Below are 20,972 nucleotides of genomic sequence, written 5' to 3' on the forward strand. Positions count from 1 at the left end.
CAGGCTCTTTTAAAAACGGTAAGTGAGGTCGACGAGCAGGCGCAGATCGCGTTCGCGATCACCGTCATACGTTCGGCTGACCAGGCTCAGGTTGGCGCCGGCTTCCAGGACGTCGTTCCAGCGAATGCGCTGGCCGTAACCGATCAAGCCGACACCGCCGCTGGAGTAATCCTGCTGGCGATAAGTGCCCGCGCCGACCTGGAACTGCTGACTCCACTGGGTCTCGTAACGGTGATAAAGCACATGGTTGACGTTGACGGTGGGCATCACGCCGAAGTCCGACTTCGGGTTGAAGTACAGCGTGTCTTCCTTGCTGTTGCGGCTGGCACTGACTTCCAGGCCTAACTCCACTTGCACCTTGGGCGAGCTGTAGATGCCTTCGCGGCCGGCGAGCAAGGCTTCGAGGCGATCGTTGCCATCGCTGAAGTGCGACGGGCTGACGGTCAGTTTCCATTCGCGGCTTTCATTCGCGCGCCAGCGGATGAAACCGCTGCCGCCATTGGCCGTAATGTCGGTATTGAGCGCCCGCAACGGCGTGGTCGCCGTGAGGTAGTCGAGGCTGCCGCCGTATTGCCAATGGTCATTGATGTCGCGGGCAACCGCTACGCGTGCGCCTTGCTTGGAGCCAAAGCCGTAGGAGTGGTTGGAGACTTCGGCTTCGAGGGTCATGTCACGGGTACGCCGCTCCACGCCCACGCGCTGCCAACGGTGATGGCCGCTGCCTTCGGTAAAGTCGGCGGTGCCGTAGCCGGCACCGGTGAACAGGCGCCAGTCTTCGTCGATGGGCGGCGTGTAGATCACGGTCTCAATGCCCCAGTCGCGGCTGCCCCTGATCGCGCCGGCGTCTGCGTTATTGCTGCCACCGTAGCTTTTACCCGTGTAGGCCTCGACGCGGACTTCGGCCATGTCGTGCACTTTGCGCAGGCGATCGAGGCGCTGGACCTGGCGGTTTTCCGGGGCGCGGGCGACCACGTCATCGGCAAGCAGGTCGAGCTGGCGCCACTCCTGCAGGTCCAGCGCGGTGAAGCCCTGGGACATTTCCACGCCGATGTCGCGCGGGCTCTGGTTTTCGGTTTCCTTGAGTGACGCTTCGGCGCGTCTTGGCCATTCGCGGGCACGGTACATCTCGGCCTGCGCCAAACGCACGCCGATGTTGCCCGGGGCTTTATTGCCCAAGGCTTCCAGGCGCTCTTCGCTGGTCTGCAGGTCATCGCCATAGGTACCGGCCTGGGCCGCCAATTGTTGCGCGTCCGCCCACTCGTCGTTAGGGTCGCCCAAGGGCAGACCCTTGAGTTCAAGCCGCGGTTTCTCGCTGCGGGCCAGGTTGTCGGCGACCACGCGCGCCTCTGCCACCTGGTCGTTTTCCAGCAAGGCGTAGAACAGGGCGGAACTGTCTTTGACATGATCGCCTGGGTCGGCATCCGCAGCGGTCACCGCCTGGCGATACAGCGGGGCGGCCTTTTCCGGCAGGCGCTGGTCGAGGTAGGCGGCAGCGACCCAGCGCAAGGCGTAGGTCGGCAATTGCACGCCTTCAGCCTTGAGGGCTTCGTACTCGCGAATGACCTCGGCGGTGCGCGCCCGGGCCTTGAGCGCGCCGAGGCGGTCGATGCGCCAAATCATCACGTCGCCCTGGGCGCTGGCGTCGGGGGCCCAGCGGGCGAGCAGTCTGTCGTAGTCCGCGAGCGCGCGGTCGGCGATCACAAAGCGTTCTTTCTCGGTACGCGTGGCGAACTCGGCCATGCGTACGCGCTCGGCGGCCAGGTCGCCTTCGAGGCGACGCTGGGTCACAGGGTCGACCAGCCCCGGGCGCTGGGCCGACAAGCGCAAGGCGGCTTCCGGCAGACGGGCCTTTTGCAGGGCAACGAGGTATTCGCGGGCGACTTCGGGCTTGTCGCCGGCGCGGATAAAGGCCTGGTCGAATTCAAACAGGGCGTCGTAGTTCGAACCCGCACGAGTCAGTGCGTAGCCCAGGGCCATGCGCCGATTGGGATCATCCGGCTTGGCCGCCACCAGAGCGCGTGTGCGTTGCACCGCTTCGCTGACTTTGCCGCCGTCGGCCTGGGTAAGGGCCAGGCCCAGTTGCAGGTCGACATTGTTCGGTTCACGCAACAGCGCTTTGCGATAGACCGCCTCGGCCTGCGCCCACTGCTTCTGGTTGCGATAGGTTCGCGCAACCGTGGCCAGCGCCTGGGCGGTCAAGTTGCGATGCTGGCCCTGTGCCTCGTACACCTTCAGCACTTCGGCACCCTGTCCGGCCCAGCCAGCGATCACCAAGTGGTCGCTGATCTGGCCTGGCGTCTGGCGCTCGGCAGGCAATTGGCGCAGTTGAGTCAGGGCGGGTGTGAAGTTGCCGTTGCGCGCCTGGATGATCAGGGCGTCGTAGGCCGGGTCGGCCATGGCAAAGGTGGGCATCAGCAACTGGCTGCACAAGGTTACCCCGATGAGCAGCCGTAACCGGCCTGAGGCACTGAGTGGGAGGTTTCGCAGCATATCGTGAGCTTCCTTACACACGGAAAGCTGTAGCGATAGGTGGTCCTGAGCGATTTGCATCAGGGTGTCGGCGTCTCGTGACCCGACCTAGCTTTCCTGTATGAACTATCCCTTAGCGGAGAAAGGGGGAGGGAGATTCAGAACAATTGTTCAGAATTGCCTGACCAGTGCCACAAACCAAATGTGGGAACGGGCTTGCTCGCGAAGGCGATGTGTCAGTCAACATCTAGAGTGACTGGTACACCGCGTTCGCGAGCAAGCCCGCTCCCACAGTTTGATTGCATTTCAGTCGGGCCGCTTTGCGCGGCCCCGAGGCTTATCGGGCGCCGCTCACTGAGCCAACCTTGGACATCACAAAGCCAATGAACTGCTCGACGGTCATCTTCTGGCCGTTGAAGGTCACTTCATTGTTGGCGTAATGCAGCTTGGACACCACGTCGCTGCCCACCAGGGTCGCCAGTTGTGTGCCAACGGCCATGCCGCTGACCATTTCGCTGGCCATCTGGGATTGCTGCTCGATGGCTTTAGGATCGGTCACACCGCCAAGCTGCGCTTGCAGGGCGGCAACGTCGGCGATCATTGGCTTGGACAGGGTCAGGTTGGCGTCCAGCAGCGCGACCATTTGCTTGCCCAACTCAACCGGCGGCAATTCCATGGAGGTCGGCTTGGCCAGGTCCAGCACCAGGTTGAACTTGCTTTCACCGTGGGTGGTTTTCAGCGACAGGTTTTCCAGCGCCACGTGTGGCTTGGCGGCCAGCAACTGGTCGACGTTGGCTTCAGCCAGGGCCTGCTCAGCCTCAGTCAGTTGCAACTCCGGCACCGGTTGGCCGGCGGCAGCAGCGGCTTGCACCGGCTGCATCTTGTCCTGATACAGCTTGGTCAGCAGCAGGCCAGAGGGCACATCGATGTTTTTCACGCTCAGGGCCATGGCGGCGGAACCCACGGGTTTGCCCTGATAGCCGATCTCGTCGATCTTGTAGTCGACGCGGCCGGCCATGTTGTTGTCTTTGACTTCGCTGGTATCTTTCTGCTCGAAACCCTTGAGGGTCATTACGGCTTTCTGTGGGCCGAAGGTGAGCTTGGTGTCGGTCAGCTCTATCGTGTTCTGCCCGGTGTAGAAGCCGAAGGTGGATTTCTCCAAGTTGCTGGCCACGGTCAGGCCGGCGAATTCAGCGTCCAAGGGTGCGCCATTGGCATCGACCACAGCCAGTTTGAGGCTGTTCATGTAGCCGTCGACCTTGACCTTCTTGCCCTCGGCGGTGCTGTCGAAATCCAGGTTGAGGCCAGAGAAGTTCACCGAAGCCGTCTCGTCCTTGAACGTCAGCGGCAGCAGTTCGAGATTACCGCTCACCGAACGGCTGTAGCCGATATTGGCCACGCCTTTGAGCGGTGACACGTCTTTGGCGGCGGCGAACCATTTCTCAGTGGTGGCGTTCTTTTCCAGCTCGTAGTGACTGGTAGCCATGACCGGTAGCCATTTCAGCGATACCAGGCGCGAGAACGGCAACGGGCCGTGTTCGATATGGTCGACAATCAGCAGCTCGGGGTTCGGGTTCTGCTCGCCGAAGAACGAGCCCTGACCCTTGAGGCGATAGTGCGCGGTGCTGCTGAACAGGCCACGGTCCAAGGACACCAGCTCCAGGGCAACAGTGCCGTCGACGCCGGCCATGGAACGTTGCAGTTCCTTGTTGGCGTCCTGCACCGCCGTCTGCAGCACGGGCTCCAGCTGCTTACCGGTGTACCAGGCACCGCCTGCACTGACGACGCCAACGGCGACAACGAAACCCAAAAGAACAACGGCTGGCTTATTCATGAAGTGACCTGATCAAATCCTGTGAGAAGTGGGCTGTCTTCCTTGAACCCTGAGGGGTTGGCTCAAGCCCGACGAAAACGGGGGAAGATTAGCATAGGCACCGTAGCAGCGGTCGAGCGCAGCGAGGCCGCATTCGGCTGCGAAGCAGTCGTAAAACCCGGCAACCTGGTTTATCAGAAACCATAAGTGCTGGCTTTACGAGGACTTCGTCCTCGAACGCGGCCTCGTTCTACTCGACCGCTGCTACGTCAGGAGTACTCCAGCTCAATTTCATCGAGTTGGTGGTCGAAGCTCTTCAAGCGCGCCGTCCAGGTGTACACCAGCACCTCAAACTCGCGGTGTATGACCGCATTGCCGGGGGTGTCCGACTTGGGGTCGCAGACGTCCAGCCGATAGCGCTCGCGGGCCATTTGTGTGGCAACGTCGGACAGTTCCCGCGCGTTGTTCAGCCAGTGCCTACCGTCAGCGACCTGCTGATCAAGTGCCACGCACTGTTTTTTCAGGACTTCGAGGCTTTTCTCCAGAGGCGTGCCAGTGAGGTCACCCATGACTTCCTGGAAGGTCCGCCCCGGCTGCCAATAGCTGCCCCAGAAATAGCGGTCGAACACGGTCTCGACCCGGCGCAGGGCGACCTTGGTGTCCCAGATCACCACGCGGGTCTTGCCTTGTTCGAGGAGTTTTTTCTTCACCCGTTGATTCTGGTAAGAGGCCCACGCCACTACGCCAATGGACAGGGTGCCGATCACCAGGCAGGCACTGTCGAGAAACACCATCGCCTTGTCGAGCTGATGGGCGAGCATCACGCCGTAGAAATAGGTCGCCGATAACAACACCAGTGCGAAACACACGCACCAGAAAGCGGGAGCATAAGGGTTTTTCATTATTGGAATCCCCATGAGCAAACGCGAGCAGTGACAGGCGGATCGTCGCGGCGGTCCGCCTGTCAAAGCATAGCTATTCGCTCAGGGTTTGCCGGGTTGTGACGCTTGCGTTCGTCCGCTTTCCCAACCGCCGCCCAGGGCCAGGAACAAATCGATCTGGCTCATGGCAACCTGGGTGTTGGCCGCCGCCAGTTGCGCGCGCACATCGGTGTAGGTGCGGGTGGCTTGCAGGTCGGCCAGGAACGACGCGCGGCCGGCCTGGAAGAAGCGGTGGGTCTGCCCTGCTGCTTCCTTGGCCGATTCGCCGGCTTCGGCCAATGCATCGCGGCGTTGCAGTTGCGCAGTGTACTGCGCCAGGCCGGTCTGGGTTTCGCGGATGGCATTGAGCACCACGCCGTCAAAGTGCGCCAGGGCGCCCTGGGTGGCGGCTTCGGCTTCGTGAACGCGCGCGCGGGCGCCGTTGGTCGGCACTGTCCAACTGATCATGGGGCCAAAGCCCCAACGGTTGGTCGCAGGCTGGCCAAGGTTTTCGAGCAGGCCAACGGTCCCCACCGTGGCGCCAATACTGATATCCGGGTAAAGCGCGCCCGTCGCCACGCCGATCCTCGCGGTGGCGGCGGCCAGTTGACGTTCGGCCTGACGCACATCGGGACGGCGCTTGAGCAACGCCGCGCCATCGCCAACCGGCAGCAATTGGGCGATGTGCGGCAGCTCGGCGCAAGTGCCCGTGCCCGCCGGCAGTTGGTCCACCGGCTTGGCCAACAGCATCGACAGGCGGAACAGCCCGGCCTGGCGCAATGCTTGGTAGCGCGGCATGTCGGCGCGCAAGGATTTGTATTGGGTTTGCGAGCGCGTCACCTGGGTTTCATCGCCACGTCCGGCGTCACGCAGACGCTGGGTGAGCTTAGTGCTTTGGGCCTGCAGGTCGAGGGACTCATTGGCAATCGCCAGCTCTTCGTTCGCGGCGCAGACCTGGGTATAGGAGCGCACGACATCGGCTACCAGGGTGATGCGCGCAATATCAGCAGCCGCCTGGGCCGCATCGGCACTGGCCTGGGCACTTTCGATGCCGCGTTGCAGCGTACCGAACAGATCGAACTGGTAGGACGTGGTGATACCAACGCTGCCAATATTGCCCACCGGGACTTTTTCCGTCAGCAAAAACGCTTCGCCAGACTCTTGCAGACGCTGGGCTTCAGCCTTCGCGCCGAGGCTCCAGCCGCCTGCGGATTCCGCTTGCTGGGTCTGAAAGCGCGCACGCTGCAAGTTCGCAGCCGCCACGCGCAAGTCGGTGTTCGACGCCATCGCCTGGCGCACCAGCTCATCCAGGCGTGGGTCTTTGTACAGTTTCCACCAGTCGGCCGGCACCGGCGCCGACACCACATTGTTGCCCTCCCCAGCGATTTGCCCTTGCAGATCGCCACGGTTGACGGCGGCTTTATCCGGCAGTGCGTAATCCGGGCCCACCACTTGGCAGGCCGACAGCAGCAAACCCAGCGCGGCGCTCGCCAACAGCTGCTTCATGGTTTGTCTCCGTCTTTAACCTTATCGCCGATGATCGAGACAGTCGCCGTACGCCCGGCGATCATGCGGAAGTCCGCTGGCACATCGTCAAACGCAATGCGCACTGGAATCCGCTGGGCCAGGCGCACCCAGCTGAACGCCGGGTTGACGTTGGGCAACAGGTTGGAGCCGCTGCTGCGGTCGCGGTCTTCGATACCGGCGACGATGCTTTGCACATGGCCACGCAGGCGAGCGTTGTCGCCAACCACGCGGATATCCACGCTCATGCCGACATGAATGCCGTCGAGCTTGGTTTCTTCGAAATAGCCATCGATATGGAAGGAATTGCTGTCCACCACCGACAGTACCGGGCGCCCGGCGGTGACGAACTCCTGGGCACGCGGCGCACGGTCGTTGACGTAACCGTCCACGGGGCTGCGGATCACCGAGCGGTCAAGGTTGAGCTGGGCAGAGTCTACCGTCACCTGGGCTTCAGCCAGGGCAGACTGGGCCCGGGCCACGCGCGACTGGCTTTCTTCCAGTTGCTCGCGGGGCACCAGGTTGCCGAGGCCGCGGTTACGCTTGTACTCGCGCTGGGCCTGGGCCAAGGTTTCCTGGCGGTCGGCCACGGCGGCCTGGGCTTGGCGCAGGGCCAGCTTAAAACGGTCCTGATCGACGGCGAACAGCACCTGGCCCTTGGTTACCAACTGGTTGTCGCGCACGTCGACGCGCTGGATCAGCCCGGACACGTCCGGGGCGATCTGCACAATGTCGGCACGGATGTGGCCGTCACGGGTCCAGGGGGCAAACATGTAGTACATGACCATGCGCCACACAACGACGACCGCAAACGTCACGATCAACAGCGTCAGGACGACACGGCCGATGGTCAAAAAAGGTTTTTTCATGTCATCAGGTATCGACTGAGTGAGTCCACCGCGCCCAGCAACAGCGCGTAGAGTCCCACGTTGAACAATGCCCGGTGCCAGACCAGGCGATAGAAGTGGACGCGGGTCAACAACCCGTGCACCACCAGAAACAACACATAAGTAATGCCCATCAGCACCAGCAACGTGGGCAGGAACACCCCGCTGATATCCAGATCACCGATCATAAAGGCGCTCCATCGGGTAGCGGCGCTTGCACCTCGGTGCCGCCAATGAATTCCACGCCCGGCAGCAGGGACAGGCGCAAACCGGCCAGCGCGTGCAGCAGGTGCAGGCGGGTGTCATCTTCGTCTTGCAAACCCTGGCCGTTGAGGGCGCGACGCGTGCGGTCCAGCGTCATCAGCAGACCGCTGGGCGCCGGCAAGCGTTCACCGGCCTTGAGGCACGCCTTGAAGTAACCGCCCACACCTTCCACCACTTGACTGAGCAGCACCCGTGGCACACCGAGGATGCGCGGTGAGTAAGCCAGCAGGTCGAGCAGGTTCAGCGCCACGCGCAAATCGCGCAAGGCGGTGCCGGTGTCCTGGTTAATCAGGGCCAGGCGCGGCAAGTGTTGCATAAGGCGGTCGAGCATTTGCACAGCCATGTGCCGGTGCTCGGCCAGGGTCGCGGGCTCGGTGAGCGTGACGATGTCGCGCCAGCTGAAACGCGTCAGGCGCTTGGCCGCCAGTTCAGCACCGAACGGCCGCGCAATCAGTGTCCACACGAAGGCAAACAGCAAGCCCACCGGCCCAGCCAGGTTGACGTTGGCGAAGTTGAGGAAGTCCGCGTCATAGGCGCCCTGGATGCTGATAAACGACGAGGTATTCACCAGCGTCAGCAGCATGCCCAGGTAAAATCGCGGCTGTACGGTGAGCGTGCCGATGCAGATAAACGGCACGGCAAACGCCAGCACCAGCATCGGGAAGTCATGCAGGTTGGGCAGCACCAAAAACAGATAGAGGCTGGCGAACAACACCGACATGGCGGTCCAGAAAAAGAACCGGTAGATCTGCGGTGCGGGGTCATCCATCGTTGCAAAGAAGCTGCAGGCGACAGCCGCCAGGATCACTGCGCTGCCGCCGTCGGTCCAACCCAGCAAAATCCACAGCACCGAAGCAACGATGATCGCGGTGACGGTGGAGAACGCCGAGTAGAACATCAGGCCACGGTCGAGGAACGGCGTGAGCCGGCCCAGGCGCCAGTGGCGGTAGACCGCGCGCCAACTGTCCTGGCTTTCACATTGGATGGCGGCTTGCAGGCTACGGCAGTCTTGCCACAGGTCGATCCATTCACCCAAACGGTACAGCGCATTGGAGAACAGCAGCGTGTGGCGATCGTCCAGCGCTTTGCCGTGGGGTTGCAGGGCATCGACCTGATCACGCAGGGCGCGCCAGCTGTCCATCGGCGCGCTGTCCTGGGTGTTTTCCAGCCACTGGCGGGTCGCTTCCAGCAACGGCGTGATTTTATCCAGGAACTCCGGCGCGCGATGCTCGATGGCATACAGCGCATCGTCGAGTGCATCCACCACTGGCAGCAGGTGAATCATGCGCCCGCGCAGCTCTTTGGTATTACGCACCGTCTGCGGCCTTGCGCCTTCGTGGGGCAACTGGCCGATCATCAGTTCGAGGGTGTTGAAAGTGGCGACCATACCGCCGCGCAACGTGCTGATTTCTTCAGGCTCAACGTTGCGGGTCAGAAAGCGCTGGCTATAAACCTGGGCGTCGGCAAACCATTTGGTCACCGAGCCATCGAACACCGGCATGAGACGGCGCGGCCAGAACATCGCGCCCACCACCGCCGCGACTACGATGCCGAGGAAGATTTCTTCGGTACGCGCTTCGGCCACATCCCACACAGCCAGGGGGTTATCCACAACCGGCAAGGCGATCAGCGGCAAGGTGTAGCCGGCGAGCATCAAGGCGTAGTTGTTGGCGGTGCGCAGGTGCATGGACAGAAACAGCAAAGTGCCCGTCCACAAGGCAATCACCACCACCAGCATGTAAGGCGACTGCACGAACATCGGCACGAAAATCACCGCCGCCGCTGCGCCCATGAAGGTGCCGATGGCGCGGTACAGTGCTTTGGAACTGGTAGGGCCGACAAACGGGCTTGAGACGATATACACCGTGGCCATCGCCCAATACGGACGCGGCATCTGCATCAGCATGGCGATATATAACGCGACCATCGACGCCGCGAAGGTACGTACCCCATAGAACCAGTCACGGGCGGGCGGGAAACCGGTAAAAAATCCGTTCAAAGCGTCGCCGCCTCGAAGGCGCGCAACACACGCAGCGCGGCTTCCAGATCGTTGGGGGCGATATCCGCCAGTACGTCCTTACGCAGACGCACCAGTTGCGCCTCCACCGCTTGCACCAGCTCACGGCCGCGCTCGGTGAGGCTCAAGGACTTGGCGCGACGGTCGTGGACGTCTTCTGTGCGGCACACGTAGCCGTCGGTGCACAGCCGGTCGAGCAGGCGCACCAGCGACGGGCTTTCCATGCCCGAGGCCTGGGCCACTTTGACCTGGTGCACGCCATCGCCCAAGCGGCCGATCATCAAGAGCGGCACGGCGCAGGCTTCGGAGATGCCGTAGCTCACCAGCGTGGTCTGGCAGATTTTGCGCCAGTGACGGGCGCCCACCACCATGCTGCTGCTGAGGTTCATCTGGAGTTGTTCGAGGGATTGAGGCACTGGATAGTTCGCATACAGTTAGTTTGCTAACTATCAATATGGTGGATGAGACCATATGCGTCAAGTTTTGAAACAATTTAGTGATGGGTGGTGGGCGGTGTGGGTGGAGAAAGCGTGCCTGAGCGCGGACGAGCCATTTGAATCGCTGCAAACCCCATGTGGGAGCTGGCTTGCCTGCGATGGCGGTGGTCAAGTCGAGGTAGATGTCGACTGACACTCCGCTATCGCAGCATAAGTATCTACACATTTTCACTGTGATAGTGCGTAGCAGCTGTCGAGCCCCAGCGAGGCTGCGTTTGCGGCCTGTCTGACACACCGCTGACGCAGCCTCGCCGGGGCTCGACAGCTGCTACGCCGGGGGATGGCTAAAGATGTGTAGATACCTATGGCTATCGCAGGCAAGCCAGCTCCCACATTTAGATCAGCGTTGGTTTCAGGCTTGCTGTTCGGCTTGCCCGTCCAGTCGGCGCTGGATTTCACTCATCATGTCCAGGCCATCGCGCAGCGAGACCAATGCGGCCGTGACCAAATGATGCAGGTTCTGGCTGTCCGCTTTGGCGGTGAGGGTTTCCAACAGCTCTGTGCCAATACGGATGCGACTGCGCGCCGTTTCGTGGAGCAGGTGCGAGGGGGCGAAGATGTTGAAGGCCAGGACCGGAACGCTGGTGAGATTGGTTTGAAACGGTTTGTATTGGTCCATCGATAAAACCTCACAGATAAGGGTTTGAACCACTCGCTCTCGTCGCCAAACAAGAAAAGGTGGCAGCTGTACGCAGGTTGGCGAACCGGTTATCTGTGAAACCCGGCAGATCCGAAGATCTCCCGCGTACAGCCGCCATAGAACCCTGCGCCTTCATCCAAAGATGAGAAAGCACGGGGGTATGAACGCTGAAACGCGTCACAGAAACTCGGATCGCCAAATCCGGTCGCCGATGTGCGGCGACGGGGCGAACTATAGGTTGGATGGTTGAGGCAGTGCAACCGACTTAATGACCGTTTTGTCTCCTGACGAGCCTGCTGGAAACGTCAGCATTTTTTGCTCCACCGCCAGACGCTCCAAACTTTAACCATCTCGGAAACAACGACTAACACAACCATTAATACCAAGTTGTAGTCTGGAACTAAGCGAGCGCCGATAAGCAAGAGCGAAACCGATGGAATCAAAAATGCCAGGCGCAAAGGCGCTTGAAGATAAACTAACCATTTGATGCTTTCTTGTTGAATAAAAAAAAGCAAACAAGACACGATTATAGAGGCCTGCAAAAGCATAACGAATACAAACATGTAAATCTGCGCGACGCTGTGTTCGCGCAGAATCCATACCGCGTTCTCAACATCACTGAAATAGGGGATTCTGCCACCCATCACACTGGTAATGACGTACCGAGCAAGATAAATGGCATCCATAGATCCCCAAAACCAAAAAATGTGTTTGCGCGTCATTTTTCAACATCCTTGTATTCGTAGGCCATATCCGGTGTTACGGGCTGCCAGTGCCAGGATTTACCACCTACCTGCCAGTTGTCATCCCCCTCCAGATAGCGTTGTTTGATATGCCGTAGCTCACCATACCGACGCTCAACCGATCGGTGAGTGGGCTGATCATCGCGACTATCAAGCCGCACCCACTTTTGAGTCATGACCCTGGTGGTGTTCGCGAGATCCTTTCCGTCCGACAGAAACATTCGCCCCTCATCGCCCATGGAAGCCAACCGATTGGCAGCCAGGACTGCGGTATTTTTAACGCCGTCGTAATCGATACTGACTTTTTCCCACTTACCCGGCCCGACGTAAAGCCGGCGCCCCATCAGATGTCCGTATGTAACGCGACTCTCTCTACTTAAAGGAAGGAAGGGATGCTCCATCACAAATAACCAATCACCGACTGCCAATTTATCCAACACCCGCCGTTGATCTTTTCCCCCCGAGCAAACAACAGGTGAAATATTGCACTCACTAAGAAGCTCGCCCAGCCCTTGCAACGCATAAGGCGCGCGAAAGAACTCCCTTACTTTTATTCCTGCAAAATAGGGGCTTTCGATATGTGTGAGGTCATAATTTTCAATTTCAGCGCGAGGGATCAGGCGTTTCATGCTGTGTCCAGAGGGAGGAATCAGCGCGTGTTAATAGCGGATTCCTCACTCTGCTCACTATCATCCACCTCCGCTTAGTCGGTAGGAAATTTCCCAGCTTCGTACATAGCGCGCTGGGCCTCTTCCTCAATAAACTCAAACACCTCCTCGGGCACGCTGTACTGAAACTGCTTGCGCCGATGCTTGGAAACCTTGCCCTCGTTGTCCAGACACATCATCACCAGCTTCGACAGATCACTACCCCGCACGTCGAAGCGCTGATTCACGGCCTTGATCACCCGGTCATAACGGTCGAGAAATTCTGTCTCTTCGCGCAGTTCCACCTCCAGCGCGCGCCGGGCCATTTGCAGGGTGAATTCGACGCAGCGCGTTGCATCCCAATAGCGGTAAATCGACGGGTGGCCGATAAAATCGAAGGCCATTTGTTCGCCGTCCAGCCAGATGACGTTCCAGAATTCTCGCGTCGCCAGGGAGAACGCCTTGAGTGCCTCCAGATAGGCGTGTTCTTCGTGCTTCATCGCGACGGAGACAGGCAGCAGTAAGCCGTGTTCCAGTGCGCCGTAGTGGCATAGCGTCTGGTGGATCAAGAAGCGGGACAGCCGACCGTTGCCATCCATGAACGGGTGCAGGAATACGAAGCCAAACGCGGTGACGGCCGCAGCTACGAGAGGATCAACCTCGCGCACAGGTTGATTGGCGAACGCCATCAGCTCTTCCATCAGCTCCTGGCACAGCTCAGGAGAGGGCGGTACGTAGCTGACACCCGCCGCGCCGCGCAGGCCATTGTGCAGGTGGTTCTGTTCGTGGCGAAACGCGACGGCTTTGTCGAAGGGGTTGGAAACAGTGCTGTTTTGCAGCTCGACCAGATAATCCTCGGTCAGCAGCCTGCCTTCGTGGGCCTGACGTAACAGCTGGACGAAGCGCCGGGACTTTTCCTCGCTGGGTTGTTCTTTTTCGATGGCGAACGAGTCGCGGGTTTCATGCAGGTAAGCCCACTGGATCGCGCGGTCCATCATTTCGGGAGGTAGGGTGGCCATGAAGGATTTGGCGCGCCCCAAGATATCGACGCTCAGCAGAGTGTCGATTTCTGGCGTACGCTCGACCGTCGCGCAATAAGCCAAAGAGCCCAAACCATTGAAGTCGATGCGCCAACGGGAATTTCGCGTCGACGGGCCCGTCACGTAGCGCTGCGGATCAAACAGTGGAGACACACGACTGTTGATCGGTTTGCTGTAATCCAGCCGTTGAAGGGTCAGCCCCTCCCAGAGGTAGCACACCTTGCGGATGAACACGCCGTTAGGGGCTTTTTCCAGTTCTTGCAGCAGTTGCTCGGCAGTGACGGCTTCCAGCGCCTGAGCCAGGATGCCGAGGTTGATACCTTCATGCTTGAGGGCAAAAAGAATATGGTCGAGCACTGAGTCAGCCGACGGTGCAACAGCGTGAGGTACCGCCAGGCAATCACCGATCGTCGAAATCCGAGTGACAGGCTTAATCATCGCTGCGCGGGCAGGCGCGATGGCTTTTAACCCGAGAGATCGATGGAGATGGGCATAGCCAACCAGAGACATCGCGCAACCTCAGAAAAAGTTCACTTACGCGATTAAAGCCCAGTTTTTTTCAACCCTCATCAGTTTTTTTCAACTTTCAGCGTTTTTTCTAAATTTTTTGCACCTCTCGCCCACCCCGCAACATCAGATTCAACTCATCCACCACCACCGCCCAATCCGCATCCTCTAGAATCTCCTCACGTAAAAACGCTCTCTGGCTATCGGTCCAAAAAAACGCATCCGCCAATTTCAACTCCGGTTTGAGCGGCGAATGAACCGCCACGAACCTCTCAATACTCACCGGGTCATTCTCCAGACCCAGCTGTTTGAACAGTGACGGCAAACTATGCACGGGCGATTCCATGACGGGCTCCTGCGATGAAAGAATTAACCCAGTCTAGCGACAGCCCTCAGGTTGCGCCGACGGTACGTTGCACAACACAAACAACCTAGCCCTGGCGCCGCCGCCATCCTGGCGACTGAGTTCGCGCCAGCCCTCTGGCAGCGGGGCGAAATCATCCGGTGCTTCGTTGCTGCTGATCAGCCACACGCGGCGGGTGTCAGCGGGCAGTGCCGACAGATGGTCGAGATAGATGCGCCCGCCGTCCTGGTCGACCAAGGTACCGAAGCCATACGCGTTCGGCCGAGTGGGCGTGCCGTCGGGTTTGGGCGGTGTGTAGAGCTGCAATTGGGCGTCGGTCTGGTCGTAATACACGTAGCTGAGGTACCACATCATGTCGCTGAGGACGATGCGGTCGTCTTGCTGGTAGTTGCGGTTGACGAATGCCACCGGCACGTTGAACTGGTCGTGCTCATCCACGGCAAAGTTGTTCTTCAACCCCACCAGTTCGACGCCGACAAATAGCACAAACAGCGCCACCCCCAGCAGTGAAAACCGCGACGGCAGGCGGTCGATAGCCATCGCCACAAGAATCGGCAAGCCCAAGGCGTATACCGTCAGGTAGCGCTCGATAAACACTGGGGATACAAATGACACGCCGTAGACCAGCAGCAGTGGCAACAGGAAAAACAGCGCCAGCAGGCTGGCCGGTCGATAGCGTTCGCGATCTTGCCAAGCGGTGATCACAACAGTCACCAGCAGCAGCGGAAACAGCCAGAACAACGGCGACCAGAAGCCAACGCCTTCATCCTGGAGCACGAATTGCCAGATCATCGAAGGCAGGGAGAACAGGCTGACCGGTTCTTCCCAGCCTATGTCGCCGCCCACCTTGAGCTGTTCGACGTGTTGCACCAAGTCCAGCAGGTTCGGCAGCCAAGGCAGGTACAACAGCACAATCGCGGCGTTAGCCACCCACCATGCCGGGCGTGTGATCAGGCGCTGGTCTCGCGGCGCCGTACCCCAAAGCACACCCAGATAGGCCCAATGCACCAGCACGCACAGCGCCGTGAAGTAATGGGTGTAGAAACCAGCACTCATCAACACGGCATAGGCCGCCAGATAACGCGTGCGCTCGGGTTGACGCACCCAATAGACCAGCGCCAGCGTGGCGCCCAGCAACCACACGCCCAGTAGCGAATACATGCGTACTTCCTGGCTGTAGCGCACCGCCGTGGGTAATAGCGCCAGCAGAATGCCCGCCAGCACTGCCGCACGCCGGGTGGACAATTGCTGCGTCAGCCAGACGCCCAGGCCCACGGCGACTACACCGGGGACGGCGCTCATGCTGCGAATCGACCAGATGCTGTCGCCGAACAGCTCAATCCAGCCGCGCAGCAGAAAAAAATACAGCGGCGGGTGCACATCGTGCGCCGCGTGGAACCACAGGTCGGCCGCGGCGTATTCGCTGAGCAACAGGCTGGAGCCTTCGTCGCCCCAGATCGCCGCCGCCGTCAGGTTGTAAAAACGCAGGGCCATGGCCAGCGCCAGAATCGGCACCCACCAGAGTCGGCTGAACCAACCGGCACCGTCCCAAGAGAGGCGGTTGAGTGCGGGTAACGTCCCGACCTTTTCGTTTTGCTCTACCACAGACCGACGCACCTAGATTTCCCTGCCCTTGATTGCCTAACTGCAAACATCGCCACTCTAGGACAAAAGCCCCTGATTCGCTTCTATGACCCGACAAATCGGCAATTTGTGCAGGGCTTCTCCGAAGCGACCGTAGGAACACGCTATTATCGCCCTCCTCCAAGGACTCAGGATCAAGGACACGTCATGCGCATCGGTTTTCTGTCACCCCTGGCACTGGCACTGCTCGCGGGTATGACCCTACAGGCCCAGGCCAGCTCCGACGACTCGTGCTACCCCGATTGGCGGGTCTCGCGTGACAGTCTCGACGCGTGCAGCAACCAACCCTTCCTCAACCCGGGCAACGACAGCCGCGTCAACCTGCGCCTGCTGCTGGCGGACAAAAAGGCTGCGCCCCTGGCGCCCAATGCCTTGAGCGAAGACGACCTGGCCCAGGGCTTTGGCCCGGTGCCTTTCCCGGTCTATCGACTGGCGCCTTTGCGCAGCACAAACGAAGAACCCGACAACAAGCCGGACGACTCGCGCACCGCCGAACTCGATACGCTGCTTCAGCCTCTGGGCATCAAGCGCGACGAGTATAAAACCGCCGGTGAAGCGTTCCTCAATGGCGAGGGCAGCCGCTGCCGCAGCAACGACGATGACAGTGCCACCGCATTTATCAGCCAGGTGATCAAGGCTGACATGCCGGCGGCCGAGCGCGAGGTGCTGGTGAAGGCGCGTTTGCAGGTGCTCACCGCCTGCTCCTGGGACGGCCAAGTGGTGGACGCTCAGCAGATCCAGTCCGCCGACGGCCAACTGTTTCGCACTTACCTGCAGGCCGCCGCCGACTTCTACAGCGGTCGTTTCAGTGACGCTGAACGCGGTTTTGCCGCTGCCAGCAGCAGCAATGTGCCTTGGCTGCAGGAAACCGCGCTGTACATGACCGCCCGCACTGCTTTGAACCAGGCCCAGGCTGAAGCCTTCGACGAATACGGCATGCCGCGTCTTAAGCTTGTGGATAAGTCCGCCCTGAGCGATGCCGAAGAAGGATTCCTCACCTACCTGAAAACTTATCCACAGGGCGATTACGTGGCCTCCGCCCGTGGCCTTTTGCGCCGCGTGTATTGGCTGGCGGGTGACAACACCAAGCTCGCCGAGGCCTACGCCTGGGCGATGACTCAGGCGACTGATGCGCAGCGCAATGTGTCGGTGGACGAACTGGTGGAGGAGGTCGACCTCAAGCTATTGATGGTTAATAGCCAGACCGTCACCACGCCGATGATCCAGCTTGTCAGCGACCTGATGCTGATGCGCGGCGGCCACCAGCGCGCCCTTTCCCGCGCCGATTTGGAGAAGCAAAAAGCCGCATTCGCCAGCGCGCCGCAGCTGTACGACTACTTGCTGGCCGTGTGTGCGTTGTACATCGAGCATCAGCCGGACGCCGCCTTGAAACAGTTGCCCCAGAGCGTGCCGTCGAGCCTGAATTACTTCGCCTTCAGCCAACAGACCCTGCGCGCCCTGGCCCTGGAAGCCAAGCAAGACTGGAAAGGCGCCGAAGCACTATGGTTGCAACTGCTGCCCCTGGCGAAAATGCCGCTGCAACGCGACCAGCTTGAGCTGGCGTTGGCGATGAACTACGAGCGCAGCGGCCAGTTGGCCAAAGTGTTCGCCGCCGATTCGCCGATCAGCGCCAAGCAGGTGCGCTACATTCTGCTGCGCAACGTTGCAGGCCCTGAGCTGTTGCGCCAGCAGATCGCCCAGGCCAGCGACCCGCTGGAACGCCAGACCGCGCAATTCGTGCTGCTCTACAAAGACCTGCTGCGCGGCCAGTACGCGACATTCGCCGAGGACCTCAAGCAACTGCCGGTCGCGGCCCCTGAAGATAAGCTGGGTACCAGCTTGGGCTACGTCTACAGCGCCAGCCAGACCTTGAAGCTGTTCCAGTGGAATGGCGATAAAGCCGAATCCGGCTACGCCTGCCCAACCATCACGCAAACCGCCGCTATCCTGCAAAACGACGCGAAACATCCACAGGGCCTGAACTGCCTGGGTGAATTCATCCTGCGTAACGGCCTGGACGGTATGCCATTGGAGCAGGCGCGCGCCGCCGGCAGCCTGGGCAGCACCGCATCGGACTTCAAGGGTGAAACCTTCTCGCGCCTGGACGGCTACAAACAGGTGATCGGCAATGCCAAGGCGCCGAAGAATGACAGGGCCTACGCGCTGTTTCGCGCCATCAACTGCTACGGGCCGTCCGGCTACAACAGTTGCGGCGGGCAGGACGTTGAACCTGCCGTGCGCAAAGCCTGGTTCCGCCAGCTCAAAAGCAGCTTCGGTGACACCCAGTGGGGCAAGTCGCTGCAGTACTACTGGTGAAACACCTGTGGCTAGGCTTGCTGTTACTGGCAAGCCCGGCCTTCGGCGCCGTCGACGCCCGCGACTATGACGCCTTTTGGCTGTGGAGCGGCGTCACCCCTCAACCGGTGCTCAAGCAGGCCAAAACCCTGTACATCCTTCAGGGCCAGATCAACTCCACCCGCCGCACGCCAGGGCGCGGCGTGCAGATGATCGCCCAGGGCATCAGCGTGCCGCGCATCACCCAGGGTGAAATCTGGATCGTCTACCGCGCCCACACCCTGCATTGGCCCGAACCGGTCTACCGCCAACTGCTCGGCCAAGTGCAACGCTGGCGCGACGCCGGCAACCCGGTCGTCGGCATCCAGATCGACTTCGACGCCCGCACCCAATACCTGCACGAATACGCCGACTTCCTGCGCGAGCTGCGCCAACGCCTGCCGGCCGACCTGCGCTTGAGCATCACTGGCCTGATGGATTGGAGCAGCAACGCCGACCCGGCCGCCATCGCGCAACTCAAAGGCGTGGTGGATGAAGTGGTCGTGCAGACCTATCAAGGGCGCCACAGCATTCCGGACTACGCGGCGTATCTGCCACGGATAAATCGACTGGGACTGCCGTTCAAGATCGGGCTGATTCAAGGCGGGACGTGGGAGGAACCTGGGTATTTGCAAGGGAGTGAGTGGTTTCGGGGGTATGTGGTTTTTTTGCAGAACCCTTGAAACGCTCCCCCTCAACCGGCGCCCCACACCACGCCTGTCACAACCCACCCCCCTCCCAGCAGCCCAACCACTATTCCAATCCAATTGGCGCTCGTGAGATGCGTATTTCCCGCCCCGTCGGGGTCCTGCTCCAAATGATTAATCGCATCTTGCAACTGCAACGCCAGCGCGACCTGCAACATTGCGATGCAGGCAACTACAGCGAGTGCGGCGAACGGTGAGAGCAGCCACAACACCGTGAAGGGCAAACACCCGCACAGAAAAATCGTCACCGCCAGGCAACGTGGCCACCAGTGGTAGGCAGATTCGCCCTGCTCCAGTTCACGCATCACGCTGAGGATCAGCGAACAGAAATAGCACGCCGGAAATAGCACCCGAACCCAGGTCCATAGCCTCTTGCCGGTGGCCCGCTGATAAAACGTCCATTGTCGGTAGAGCCAGTAGACGAAGTAGCCGCCCAGCGTCAGCAGCATCATGACGAGGAATTTGCGCGGGGCCACGACCAGAAACATCGGTTCACGAACCGGCATCCAGCTCAGGCTTGAGCGCGGTGTGGCATAGGGATTTTCGGCGATGGTCATGGGCAGTATCTCGCGAGGGTTGCCAGCCGAAAGCTAACGCTCGCAAGACGTTCAAGGTTCACACCCCACTCAATCAGGAGGCCTCCTACAACCGATTACCTACCAGTCGTAGGTCAGGCTCGACACCACTGCGCGCCTTTCCCCGTAGTAGCAATCCAGATTAGTGGTGCACTTAGATACGTAGGTTTTGTTAGTGAGGTTCTGCACGTTCATCGCCAGTTTCACGCCTTTGAGTTTAAGCGGCGAACGGCTCAGGTCGTAGCTCAGGCTGGCGTCGTAGACGCTGTAGGACGGCACGTTGAAGGCGCCTTCGTAGTAGTCGCCCAGCTTTGGCGCGCGTAGCGTACGCCCAGGCCTGCGCCGAGACCGGCCAACGGGGTGTCGCGAATGACCAGCGCTTAGCTGCCTGTACTGCAATTTCCCGCTCGATAGCAGGCGAGTTGAACCTGGGTGCGTAAGACCCGATAGAGGCTGGCTGTGGGTGCTCAGAGCGTTATGTTGAAGCGCTTACAAGCCGAAACTGTGCGCGTTTGACAAGCCTATGGTCAGGCTCTAGTGTGCATTGGATCCAATTAGCCATGCCCATTCTAATAAGGAGCATAACGTAACCGTGACGCAGAAGCCGACCCCTTTGAACAGCATCAAGATCAGCGGAACGATCCCCGCCCATCTCGCTCGCTCCGTGATTGAAGAAACCTTGCGCAATGCCATCTTGGACGGTCGGTTGCCCTGCGGTACCGCCATGCGCCAACAGGAATTGGCCAGCCTGTTCGGGGTCAGCCGCATGCCGGTGCGCGAAGCTTTGCGCCAGCTGGAAGCCCAGTCACTGCTGCATGTGGTGACCCACAAGGGCGCTGTCGTCGCGCCGTTGATCGAGGATAACTCGGCCGAAACCTATGAACTGCGGATGTTGCTGGAGTCTGAAGCGCTGCGCTCGTCCATCCCTTTGCTCACTGAAACCGATATCGCCGAGGCGGACGCCATCATCGTCGCTTTGGAGCAGGAAAAAGACTACACCGAGATTGGTCGCCTCAACCGGCTGTTTCACATGGCCCTGTATGGCAAGGCCCCGAACAAGCGGCTGCTCAAGTTGGTCGAGCACGGTTTGAACGAGGAGGAACGTTTCCTGCGTTACAACCTTGAGGCCATGGGGCTGGGGCAGACGTCTCAGGAAGATCACCGCGAACTACTGAGCCTGGTGGCACAGAAAAAAACCGAAGAAAGCATCCTGACGCTGCGCAATCACTTGATGCGAGGCATGGAGGTAATCACGGCATACCTCAATGGCCTGGATGCCGGCGACAAAAAAGACACGCAATAAGGCTTTCAGCTTTCCTGTCTCGATCTTGCAGTGTTGCGGGGCTCCCTAACTAACGATGAGTACCCCGCCCCGACGAA

The 20,972-nt window shown here is 60.2% G+C and carries 18 protein-coding genes and 1 pseudogene; 3 read left to right on the forward strand and 16 right to left on the reverse strand.

What is annotated here, in order from left to right; all coding sequences use genetic code 11:
• Window positions 1–9: 9 nt before the first annotated feature.
• The 14 genes from pgaA to AACY52_RS22825 all read right to left on the reverse strand — a co-directional run bounded on the left by pgaA (window position 10) and on the right by AACY52_RS22825 (window position 15,949).
• Window positions 10–2,490: a poly-beta-1,6 N-acetyl-D-glucosamine export porin PgaA gene (gene pgaA / locus AACY52_RS22760; RefSeq protein WP_339428487.1), complete on the reverse strand. Its 2,481-nt coding sequence runs from the start codon at window positions 2,488–2,490 to the stop codon at window positions 10–12.
• Between the two features lie 316 nt (window positions 2,491–2,806).
• Window positions 2,807–4,303 (reverse strand): YdgA family protein, encoded by a 1,497-nt coding sequence (locus AACY52_RS22765; RefSeq protein ID WP_339560803.1) that lies wholly within the window; start codon window positions 4,301–4,303, stop codon window positions 2,807–2,809.
• Between the two features lie 248 nt (window positions 4,304–4,551).
• The gene (locus AACY52_RS22770; RefSeq protein ID WP_339421190.1) at window positions 4,552–5,184 is read right to left on the reverse strand and encodes an NADH:ubiquinone oxidoreductase subunit N; all 633 of its coding nucleotides are present in this window, start codon (window positions 5,182–5,184) and stop codon (window positions 4,552–4,554) included.
• Window positions 5,185–5,265: 81 nt separating this feature from the next.
• A complete protein-coding gene (locus AACY52_RS22775) occupies window positions 5,266–6,708 on the reverse strand; it encodes an efflux transporter outer membrane subunit (protein ID WP_339421192.1) in 1,443 nt (480 codons plus the stop codon).
• Entirely contained in the window at window positions 6,705–7,595 is an 891-nt protein-coding gene (locus AACY52_RS22780; protein WP_339421194.1) for an efflux RND transporter periplasmic adaptor subunit, read from the reverse strand. Before AACY52_RS22780 ends, AACY52_RS22775 begins: the two co-directional genes overlap by 4 nt.
• On the reverse strand, window positions 7,592–7,801 hold the full coding sequence (locus AACY52_RS22785) for a DUF1656 domain-containing protein (RefSeq protein ID WP_012721577.1): 210 nt from the start codon (window positions 7,799–7,801) through the stop codon (window positions 7,592–7,594). Before AACY52_RS22785 ends, AACY52_RS22780 begins: the two co-directional genes overlap by 4 nt.
• Window positions 7,798–9,876, reverse strand: a complete 2,079-nt coding sequence (locus tag AACY52_RS22790; protein ID WP_339421196.1) for an FUSC family protein — start codon at window positions 9,874–9,876, stop codon at window positions 7,798–7,800. The genes AACY52_RS22785 and AACY52_RS22790 overlap by 4 nt, the downstream gene beginning before the upstream one ends.
• Window positions 9,873–10,283, reverse strand: coding sequence for a MarR family winged helix-turn-helix transcriptional regulator (locus tag AACY52_RS22795; RefSeq protein WP_065872815.1), 411 nt, complete (start codon window positions 10,281–10,283; stop codon window positions 9,873–9,875). The genes AACY52_RS22790 and AACY52_RS22795 overlap by 4 nt, the downstream gene beginning before the upstream one ends.
• A gap of 460 nt (window positions 10,284–10,743) precedes the next feature.
• Entirely contained in the window at window positions 10,744–11,010 is a 267-nt protein-coding gene (locus AACY52_RS22800; protein ID WP_339428489.1) for a hypothetical protein, read from the reverse strand.
• A gap of 326 nt (window positions 11,011–11,336) precedes the next feature.
• On the reverse strand, window positions 11,337–11,753 hold the full coding sequence (locus AACY52_RS22805) for a hypothetical protein (protein WP_339437480.1): 417 nt from the start codon (window positions 11,751–11,753) through the stop codon (window positions 11,337–11,339).
• Window positions 11,750–12,403, reverse strand: a complete 654-nt coding sequence (locus tag AACY52_RS22810) for a hypothetical protein (protein ID WP_339438827.1) — start codon at window positions 12,401–12,403, stop codon at window positions 11,750–11,752. The genes AACY52_RS22805 and AACY52_RS22810 overlap by 4 nt, the downstream gene beginning before the upstream one ends.
• A 74-nt stretch (window positions 12,404–12,477) precedes the next feature.
• Window positions 12,478–13,971, reverse strand: coding sequence for a Fic family protein (locus AACY52_RS22815; protein ID WP_339437478.1), 1,494 nt, complete (start codon window positions 13,969–13,971; stop codon window positions 12,478–12,480).
• An 88-nt stretch (window positions 13,972–14,059) separates the two neighbouring features.
• Window positions 14,060–14,314, reverse strand: a complete 255-nt coding sequence (locus AACY52_RS22820) for a DUF2789 domain-containing protein (protein WP_339421236.1) — start codon at window positions 14,312–14,314, stop codon at window positions 14,060–14,062.
• A gap of 33 nt (window positions 14,315–14,347) precedes the next feature.
• Window positions 14,348–15,949 carry a glycosyltransferase family 39 protein gene (locus tag AACY52_RS22825; protein ID WP_339428491.1) on the reverse strand — a complete coding sequence of 534 codons (1,602 nt, stop codon included), beginning with the start codon at window positions 15,947–15,949 and terminating at the stop codon, window positions 14,348–14,350.
• A gap of 174 nt (window positions 15,950–16,123) precedes the next feature.
• On the opposite strand from AACY52_RS22825, the gene AACY52_RS22830 reads away from it, so the two are divergent.
• A complete protein-coding gene (locus AACY52_RS22830) occupies window positions 16,124–18,292 on the forward strand; it encodes an outer membrane assembly lipoprotein YfiO (RefSeq protein WP_339421234.1) in 2,169 nt (722 codons plus the stop codon).
• On the forward strand, window positions 18,289–18,993 hold the full coding sequence (locus AACY52_RS22835) for a DUF3142 domain-containing protein (RefSeq protein WP_339421233.1): 705 nt from the start codon (window positions 18,289–18,291) through the stop codon (window positions 18,991–18,993). Before AACY52_RS22830 ends, AACY52_RS22835 begins: the two co-directional genes overlap by 4 nt.
• A gap of 11 nt (window positions 18,994–19,004) precedes the next feature.
• Here the strand turns inward: AACY52_RS22835 and AACY52_RS22840 are convergent, their stop codons facing one another.
• Together AACY52_RS22840 and AACY52_RS22845 are read right to left on the reverse strand one after the other, a co-directional pair.
• Window positions 19,005–19,574 carry a hypothetical protein gene (locus AACY52_RS22840; protein ID WP_339421231.1) on the reverse strand — a complete coding sequence of 190 codons (570 nt, stop codon included), beginning with the start codon at window positions 19,572–19,574 and terminating at the stop codon, window positions 19,005–19,007.
• A 99-nt stretch (window positions 19,575–19,673) separates the two neighbouring features.
• A pseudogene (locus tag AACY52_RS22845) lies at window positions 19,674–19,966 on the reverse strand (TonB-dependent receptor domain-containing protein); the annotation flags it as partial.
• Window positions 19,967–20,184: 218 nt separating this feature from the next.
• On the opposite strand from AACY52_RS22845, the gene AACY52_RS22850 reads away from it, so the two are divergent.
• Complete coding sequence (locus AACY52_RS22850) at window positions 20,185–20,895, forward strand: GntR family transcriptional regulator (RefSeq protein ID WP_339560804.1); 711 nt, start codon at window positions 20,185–20,187, stop codon at window positions 20,893–20,895.
• Window positions 20,896–20,972: the final 77 nt, after the last annotated feature.

The sequence above is a fragment of the Pseudomonas sp. EA_65y_Pfl1_P113 genome, assembly GCF_963970525.1.
Taxonomy (GTDB): Bacteria; Pseudomonadota; Gammaproteobacteria; order Pseudomonadales; family Pseudomonadaceae; genus Aquipseudomonas; species Aquipseudomonas tritici.